6 protein-coding genes are annotated in these 6,977 nt (G+C 57.8%); all 6 read right to left on the reverse strand.

Translation table 11 applies throughout. The annotated features are described in order from the left end of the window. Positions 1-331: 331 nt before the first annotated feature. Positions 332-1,846 (reverse strand): NAD-dependent succinate-semialdehyde dehydrogenase, encoded by a 1,515-nt coding sequence (locus tag EV140_RS00555; protein ID WP_130280046.1) that lies wholly within the window; start codon positions 1,844-1,846, stop codon positions 332-334. 241 nt (positions 1,847-2,087) lie between these two features. Continuing rightward, positions 2,088-3,041, reverse strand: a complete 954-nt coding sequence (locus EV140_RS00560; protein WP_130280048.1) for an NAD(P)-dependent oxidoreductase — start codon at positions 3,039-3,041, stop codon at positions 2,088-2,090. A 240-nt stretch (positions 3,042-3,281) separates the two neighbouring features. Next, complete coding sequence (locus tag EV140_RS00565) at positions 3,282-4,037, reverse strand: SDR family NAD(P)-dependent oxidoreductase (RefSeq protein WP_130280050.1); 756 nt, start codon at positions 4,035-4,037, stop codon at positions 3,282-3,284. 38 nt (positions 4,038-4,075) lie between these two features. Next, positions 4,076-4,828, reverse strand: coding sequence for an SDR family NAD(P)-dependent oxidoreductase (locus EV140_RS00570; RefSeq protein ID WP_198674309.1), 753 nt, complete (start codon positions 4,826-4,828; stop codon positions 4,076-4,078). A 214-nt stretch (positions 4,829-5,042) separates the two neighbouring features. Then, positions 5,043-6,350, reverse strand: a complete 1,308-nt coding sequence (locus tag EV140_RS00575) for a TRAP transporter large permease (RefSeq protein ID WP_157985568.1) — start codon at positions 6,348-6,350, stop codon at positions 5,043-5,045. 15 nt (positions 6,351-6,365) lie between these two features. Beyond that, positions 6,366-6,938: a TRAP transporter small permease gene (locus tag EV140_RS00580; protein WP_130280056.1), complete on the reverse strand. Its 573-nt coding sequence runs from the start codon at positions 6,936-6,938 to the stop codon at positions 6,366-6,368. Positions 6,939-6,977: the final 39 nt, after the last annotated feature.

The following is a 6,977-nucleotide window of genomic DNA, read 5'->3' on the forward strand; positions in this document are numbered from 1 at the left end:
TGGGGAGCGTAGGAACTTCCATCCTGGAAGGCCCCGCCGCCTATCCCGCCACCGGCACGCCCGAACCACTCACCCCCGCTTCATGACGAAGAGCCACATATCATTCATCTGACTTGATCACTTTCGTGGTGTGTATGAGTGCTGACAGGAGTTGTGCTCCGCCATGTGCATTGTGGGCGCATGACGTTCTGGGTCGTTTCGTGGACCTAGTCGATTCGGGATCGACTATGCGGTCGCTCCAAGCCTGACCTTATGGCGATGGAAAAAGCGTCCGACGCGAGAAATTTCCCACGACCGCCCTCGTTTGTGTGAAGTAGAGGCATCGGCGACTTTAAGGCAGTTCACCAATGTAGGGGTCCGCGATCCCAATGTATTGGGTGGTGGTGTATTCCGCGATACCCTCGGATCCGCCCTCCCGGCCGAGTCCGGAATGCTTCACCCCACCGAACGGTGCCGCGGCGTTGGAGATAACACCGGCGTTAAATCCGACCATGCCGAACTCAATCTGTTCGGCCACGCGCAGCAGGCGGTTAAAGTCCTTGCTGTAGAGGTAGGACGCAAGGCCGTATTCACTGGAGTTGGCAAGGCGGATGGCGTCCTCCTCCGTGGCAAAGGTGGTGACGGGCGCAACGGGGCCGAAAATCTCCTGGTTGAGAATGTCAGCACCGTTGGGCACGTTCCCGAGGACCGTCGGCTGGTAGAAGTAGCCTGCCCCGTCGACCGGCGAGCCCCCGGTTACAGCCTCGGCACCGGCGTCGATGGCGGCACTTACCAAAGCATGGACGTCATCGCGGGCACCACCGTCGATCAGCGGACCCACCTGCGTTCCGGGCTCGGTGCCGCGTCCGGTGGTCAGAGACCCCATGGCGGCGGCGAATCGGGAAGTGAACTCTTGCGCGATAGATCCCTGCACTATGAAACGGTTAGCGGCGGTGCAGGCTTCGCCCATGTTACGCATCTTGGCCGCCATAGCGCCTTCAACGGCCTTGTCCAGGTCAGCATCGTCGAACACGATAAATGGCGCGTTCCCGCCCAATTCCATCGAGGTGCGCAGCACGTTTTGCGCAGCATCGGCCATAAGCCGCTTGCCCACCGGAGTTGAGCCGGTGAAGGAGATCTTGCGTAGCCGGGAATCTTTCAACAGCGGTCCGGAGATGCCCGAGGCACTGGAGGAGGCGACAACGTTAAGCACTCCCGCGGGGAGCCCTGCTTCCAGCATGGTCTGGGCAAAGAGCTGCGATGTCAACGGCGTGAGCTTGGCTGGCTTGAGTACCATCGTGCAGCCGGCTGCGAGGGCAGGAGCCACCTTCCGGGTCGCCATCGCGAGCGGGAAATTCCACGGCGTAATCAGCAGGCACGGACCTACCGGCTTGTGCTGAACCAGGATCTTGTTCTTCCCCTCGGGGGCAGTGAGGTAACGGCCGTAATCACGTACCGCCTCCTCCGAGAACCAGCGCAAGAACTCCGCACCGTAGGTCACTTCACCGCGTGCTTCAGCCAGCGGCTTTCCCATTTCCAGTGTCATGAGCAGCGCGAAGTCCTCGGCCCGTGCGGTGATCAGGTCAAAGCCTCGGCGCAGGATTTCGGCACGTTGCCGAGGAGCGGTGCGTGCCCAGGACGCCTGCGCGGCGTCGGCGGCGTCGAGTGCAGCCAACGCATCCTCGCTGGTCGCCGAAGCGAGAGCGGCCAGCACTTCACCGGTTGCGGGGTCATGCACGTCGAAAGTTCCGCCGTCGGACGCATCCCGCCACTGGCCGCCAATCAACAGGCCGGTGGGCACGGAGTCAAGGAGGTCTGTCTCCCGCTCCGGGGAAACAGACGCGGGGGGAACGGATGAACGTGTCATGAAAGAGATCCTTATCTAAAGGTGTCAGCAGCTGGCTGAGAATCATGGTGGGGCGAAAAGGGCCATGCGACACAACCGATCTCATCTCCCGACCAAATCAGTCCGTGAATCATGGCCGGGAACATTCTGGTTGCCATGCCGAGCGGTCAGTGGCCCATTTTGAAAAGCTTCAACGGAAAGGCCGAAGGATATTGCAGGGACCCTAGCGACTGCCGGCTACCACCACACCGGCGGCAACGCTTCACCCATGATCAAAATCTTGTTCTTGAATGCTGGGGGCGTGCGAGGTTGCGGATCGGAGCTTTGAGCCGTTGATGTTTTCGTAGTAGCGGGCTAGTTCCGTGTGGTCGGGGTCCTCCGACTCTAGGGTGTTACGTGCTTCATTGGCTGCATCATTGGCGGCAGCAGTGACTGGGGCGTGGAGATTTTGGTCTTGGATCAAACCCATTGCGATCTTGAGATCCTTGATCATCAAGTCCATAGCGAAACCGGAGTCAAATGTACCCGTGAGGATATGCTTCGGATATTTGAACTCAGACGCTTGGCTCCTACTGGTCGAGGCGTTGATGACGTTGATCATTGTTTCGGGGTCTATACCTTGGGCCTGAGCCACGCAAAGGACCTCGGCGGCTGCCGCGAGGTTCGTCGCCGAGAGCAGGTTGTTCAACGCTTTTGCGGCATGGCCTGCACCGGAAGGGCCGACGACCAAGATATGGGATCCCATGGCCTTTAGATGAGGTTCGGAGAGATAGATTGCTTCCGGTGTGCCGCCGATCATGATCGACAGTTGACCCTCGAGCGCCTTGGCCACACCACCAGAAACCGGGGCATCCGTGAAATGAATACCCAAGGCTGCCGCGGATCCAGCGAGACTGCGCGTGCTTTCCGGTTCGGACGATCCCATATCGATAATGAGGGAACCCTCCGTCAGCCGTTGCATGAGCCCCGGCGGTTCCGAGCCGACGAGAACTGACTCGACGATGTGGCTGTTGGGCAGCATAAGGATCACCGTATTGATGTCCGGTGGAATGACTGATAAGGACGGCAGCCCAGTAATCCCAGTCTCGCTGGATAGGCATTCCACAGCGCCGGGATCCACGTCATAGACATAGGTAGGGAACACTGCGGCATGCCGGCGTGCCATCGGCAAACCCATTTTGCCTAAGCCAATGAAAAGTGTCGACGATGTAGTCATCCTGTATCTTTTCCGTTCTCTTGTCGACGCTCCTCCTGCTGCCCGAACATCTGTGACGCATTATCGCAGAGCATCTTTAGGACTTCGGTGGCAAGTAACTACACCTCCGGAGTGCCTCTGGATATGTGAGGAGCCGGCACCTCAGCTTCTAAGGGGAGTGCTCTCAAGGTAATCCGGCTCGTACATGAGCGGTGAACCTTTCCCGATGCGTCCCAGGACAGCCTGGAGCCGAAATTCCTCTTATGTGTAACGAAGGCCCCCGTCAATGAGGAGAGTTTGGCCCGTTATGTAGCCCGCTTCCTCGGAAGCGAGGAACACGACCGCCGCCACTACGTCCTGAGGTGTCCCTTTCCGCTTGATTGCCTGTTCCGCGAGCATGCCGGCCCACTGATCGTCGGTGATGGTTTCACGCGGAATCTCCGTCACGATGCCGTGCGGGCTGACAACGTTTGAAGTGATGTTGTACTCCCCTAGCTCGGTGGCGAGCGACTTGTTCAGCGCTGAGACGGCACCCTTCGAAGCTACGTAGTGCGCGTAGTTCGCGCGTCCAGTGGTCACGACACTGGACGAGATGTTCACTATTCGGCCCGAGCGCTGCTTCTTCATGTAGGGAGCTACTGCTTGAGCGCAGAGGAATACGCCTCGGGAATTGACGGCGAAAACCTTTTCCCACTCATCAGGCGAAATTTCTTCGAACGGCTTCATCTTGAGCGCGGAGAAGATCGCAGCGTTATTAATCAGAACATCGACCGTACCGAAGCGATCGGCCGTCTTTTGTACCATTGCGTCCACGCTTGCCTTATCCGCCACATTTGTCACCACGGCCAAGGATGTGCCTCCCTGATCCTGGATCTCGCGATGGACGGACTCGGCATTTTCAGAATTCAAATCCGCAATGACAACAGCATCACCTCTGGCCGCGAACGCGATGGCATACTCACGGCCGATACCTTGGCCGCCGCCGGTGACAACAACAACTCTTTGCTTGGTGCTCATGTGGTGATTACCCTTTCTAATATTGTACGGATGGCAAATCAGGCGCGCGTGATGTGCAGGGCCGCCATACCGCCGTCAACTGTTACGACTGTCCCAACTGATGATCGATTGTTTGGGTGCGCCAGGTATGCGACCGCAAGCGCAACTTCCTCGGGTTCCACCATTCGTCCCGTGGGCTGACGACTTTCGAAATCAAGCCTGCGTTGCTCAGGGTTGTCAGCCTTGCGCGCCAATTCGGTCATGAACGGAGTGTCGACTGTTCCAGGGCTGACCGCGTTGACTGTAATGGACTCTGCGACGAGGTCCGCTGCCATTGCGCGTGTCATCGCCTCGATAGCTCCCTTGGTTGCCGAATACAACGCGCGCTGTCGCAGTCCCGACTCCGCGGTGCAGGATGAAATATTCACAATCGCCGCAGACTCTGAGTTACGCAGGAACGGTAAGGCGGCCCTTGTGGATCGGACGTATCCGAGGACATTGACATCCCAGACGCGGTTCCACTCAGAGAGCTCACCGGTTTCAATGTCACCCACGTAACTCACGCCAGCATTGTTCACGAGAACGTCGATCCGTCCATACAACTCACCGACTTCACGCATCGCATGATCAACCGCGGCTTGGTCCGTGACGTCAGCCCGTAATGCATGAACAGTGTCTGGCAGGGTTTCGGTGTCCTGGTAGTCAATGGCACCGACGCTCGCTCCTCTCCCGACGAAGTAATCGACGCAGGCGCGTCCGATTCCAGCGGCTCCCCCGGTGATCACCACAACTCTCTTATCGAACTCGTCCATTCCTTGTTCCTCACTCATCGAGACGTGTCATCTTTATGCAGGCCGCCATGTACTCGAGCCTTCCGATATACAAAGCGATATATGTAGTTCCGAGGCTACTCAGCCAGTCCCGCTCCGCAGCTGTATCGACCCGGGCCAGCGGCAGATACCATCAGGGGTCAGTCCCTAGTAGAGAGTGCTCCCTCAAGAAGCGAACCGTTGGCCTACCCGCTCGCTAAAGGAACCAAGTAGTGAAAGCGGGGAAAACATTGACCACGATCAAAACCGGCAGTACCGCCGTCGCCAGGAGTTTCAACGCTGGACCCATTATTGTGTGAAATAGTGCGCCGCAGGCACTAGCGGCAACAAAAAGGTTGGGGGCGAATGGCGGAGTGGCAAGACCCATTCCCAGATTCAAAACCATTATGACTCCGAACTGGATGGGATCAATCCCGTAAGCCTGGATCAAGGGCAGCAGAAGTGGTACGAGGATGATAATGGCGGTATTTTCCTCTATGAACATACCAACCAGCAGCAATATGATGTTGAGAACCAGCAGGACTGCGAATACCGATAGCCCCATTCCTGTGATCCAGTTTGCAATGTCCCTGGGAATTCCTGATAGGACCAACGCCCGGGCGAAAGCGCCGCCCATGGCGATGATGATCAGAATGGGTGCGGTAGCGAGCAGTCCTTCCAGAAGGGTGTTACCGACCTCTTTGAACTTGATTTCCCGATAGACAAACAGGCCTACCAGCAGCCCATATAGGCACGCGACCGCACCCGCTTCCGTGGGGGTAAAAATGCCTGAGTATATGCCTCCGAGGATTACTATCGGCATGAGGAGGGCGGGCGCAGCTGCACCCAATCGACCGATACGGCCCACGCGGAGCCGCTGCATCCGAGAGTCATGGATTTTAGGGGACACCGAAGCCGTGACCAGGTCTCCGTCTTTCAGATCCTTCCGCTTCCTCGCCCAGATGAAATTGTTCAGCATCAAAACCGCTGTGAGCAACAGTCCGGAGCTGATCCCGGCCAAGAACATGTTTGAGATTGAAACGTTCGCGGCAATACCGTAAACGATCATTGGTACCGACGGTGGGATCAGGATGCCCAAGATTCCTGATACTGCGGCGAGCCCTCCAACGTAGCTGCGGGGGTAGCCTCGCAGGGCCATGCTGTCGGCCATAATCTTTCCTATGGCCGAGACGGTCGCAAGCGACGAGCCAGAGATGGACCCAAAAAGGGCACATGCACCGACGAGGGTGGCTCCCATTCCGCCCTTGACCCGCCCGACGAAGCCAGCGACGAAATCGACAAGACGTTGTGATACGCCGCCGTTTCGCATGACCGCGCCAGCCAGAAGGAAAAAGGGAATTGCGAGAAACGTGAAGGAGTCCAGCGTGCGGAACGCGACCGCTGGTACCTGCCCCAGGTTCCCGCCCGTCATTGCAAAGTAGGTAAAAACGGCGAGGCCGAAGGCGAAAGCAACGGCGACCCCGAGGACAATGAGTCCAACTACGACGAAGGCAGCGACACCCACGAGATGAGCTCCTATCTATCCTTGAGGTTGCCCGTGTTCGACCGTGGTCAAACCGTACGGGTTTCTGGGATCAGGTCGAATGAATGTATCGATGATTAGCAGCAGGGTGGTGACGATGCCTAGAACGGCGCCAGCGGCCATTGTGCATACCACCCAGAAAAGCGGGATTTGAAGGCTTACGCTTGCTTGACCGGTGCCGGCCAGTTCCTGGACGAATGAAATCGTGTAGTAGCTGAAAATAACCAGGAACATGAGTTCGACGAGCAGAATCAGTCGCGCAAGCCATACCTGGGTCATGCCTTTAGGTAAGTAGTGCGCCAACGCGTCCACCGCAATTTGGTTGCGGGATCTTGCAAGCACGGGAATGGCTAGGAACGTACAAGCGACCATCAGATATCGGGCGACTTCCTCAGTCCCTGGGATGGACGTTTGGAGTACGTAACGCGCGAAGACTTGGAGTATCGCCGCTACGACCACTCCGGTGAACATAGCTGTCAGTAGCACCTTGAGCACGGTGTACGCATGGTCAAGAAGCGCGCGACGGGGCGGTCCACCCGCCGACGGTTGATCAGCCGACGTCGGCTGCATCGGATTCCTCGATGAGCTGGTCGATTACTTCGTCTCCGA

This window comes from Microcella alkaliphila (assembly GCF_004216855.1).
GTDB lineage: Bacteria > Actinomycetota > Actinomycetes > Actinomycetales > Microbacteriaceae > Microcella > Microcella alkaliphila.

Coding starts and splice junctions, on each gene's coding strand:
- EV140_RS00570 (WP_198674309.1), bottom strand. CDS start 4,828: ATGGACGAGTTCGATAAGAGAGTTGTGGTGATCACCGGGGGAGCCGCT.
- EV140_RS00555 (WP_130280046.1), bottom strand. CDS start 1,846: ATGACACGTTCATCCGTTCCCCCCGCGTCTGTTTCCCCGGAGCGGGAG.
- EV140_RS00565 (WP_130280050.1), bottom strand. CDS start 4,037: ATGAGCACCAAGCAAAGAGTTGTTGTTGTCACCGGCGGCGGCCAAGGT.
- EV140_RS00580 (WP_130280056.1), bottom strand. CDS start 6,938: ATGCAGCCGACGTCGGCTGATCAACCGTCGGCGGGTGGACCGCCCCGT.
- EV140_RS00560 (WP_130280048.1), bottom strand. CDS start 3,041: ATGACTACATCGTCGACACTTTTCATTGGCTTAGGCAAAATGGGTTTG.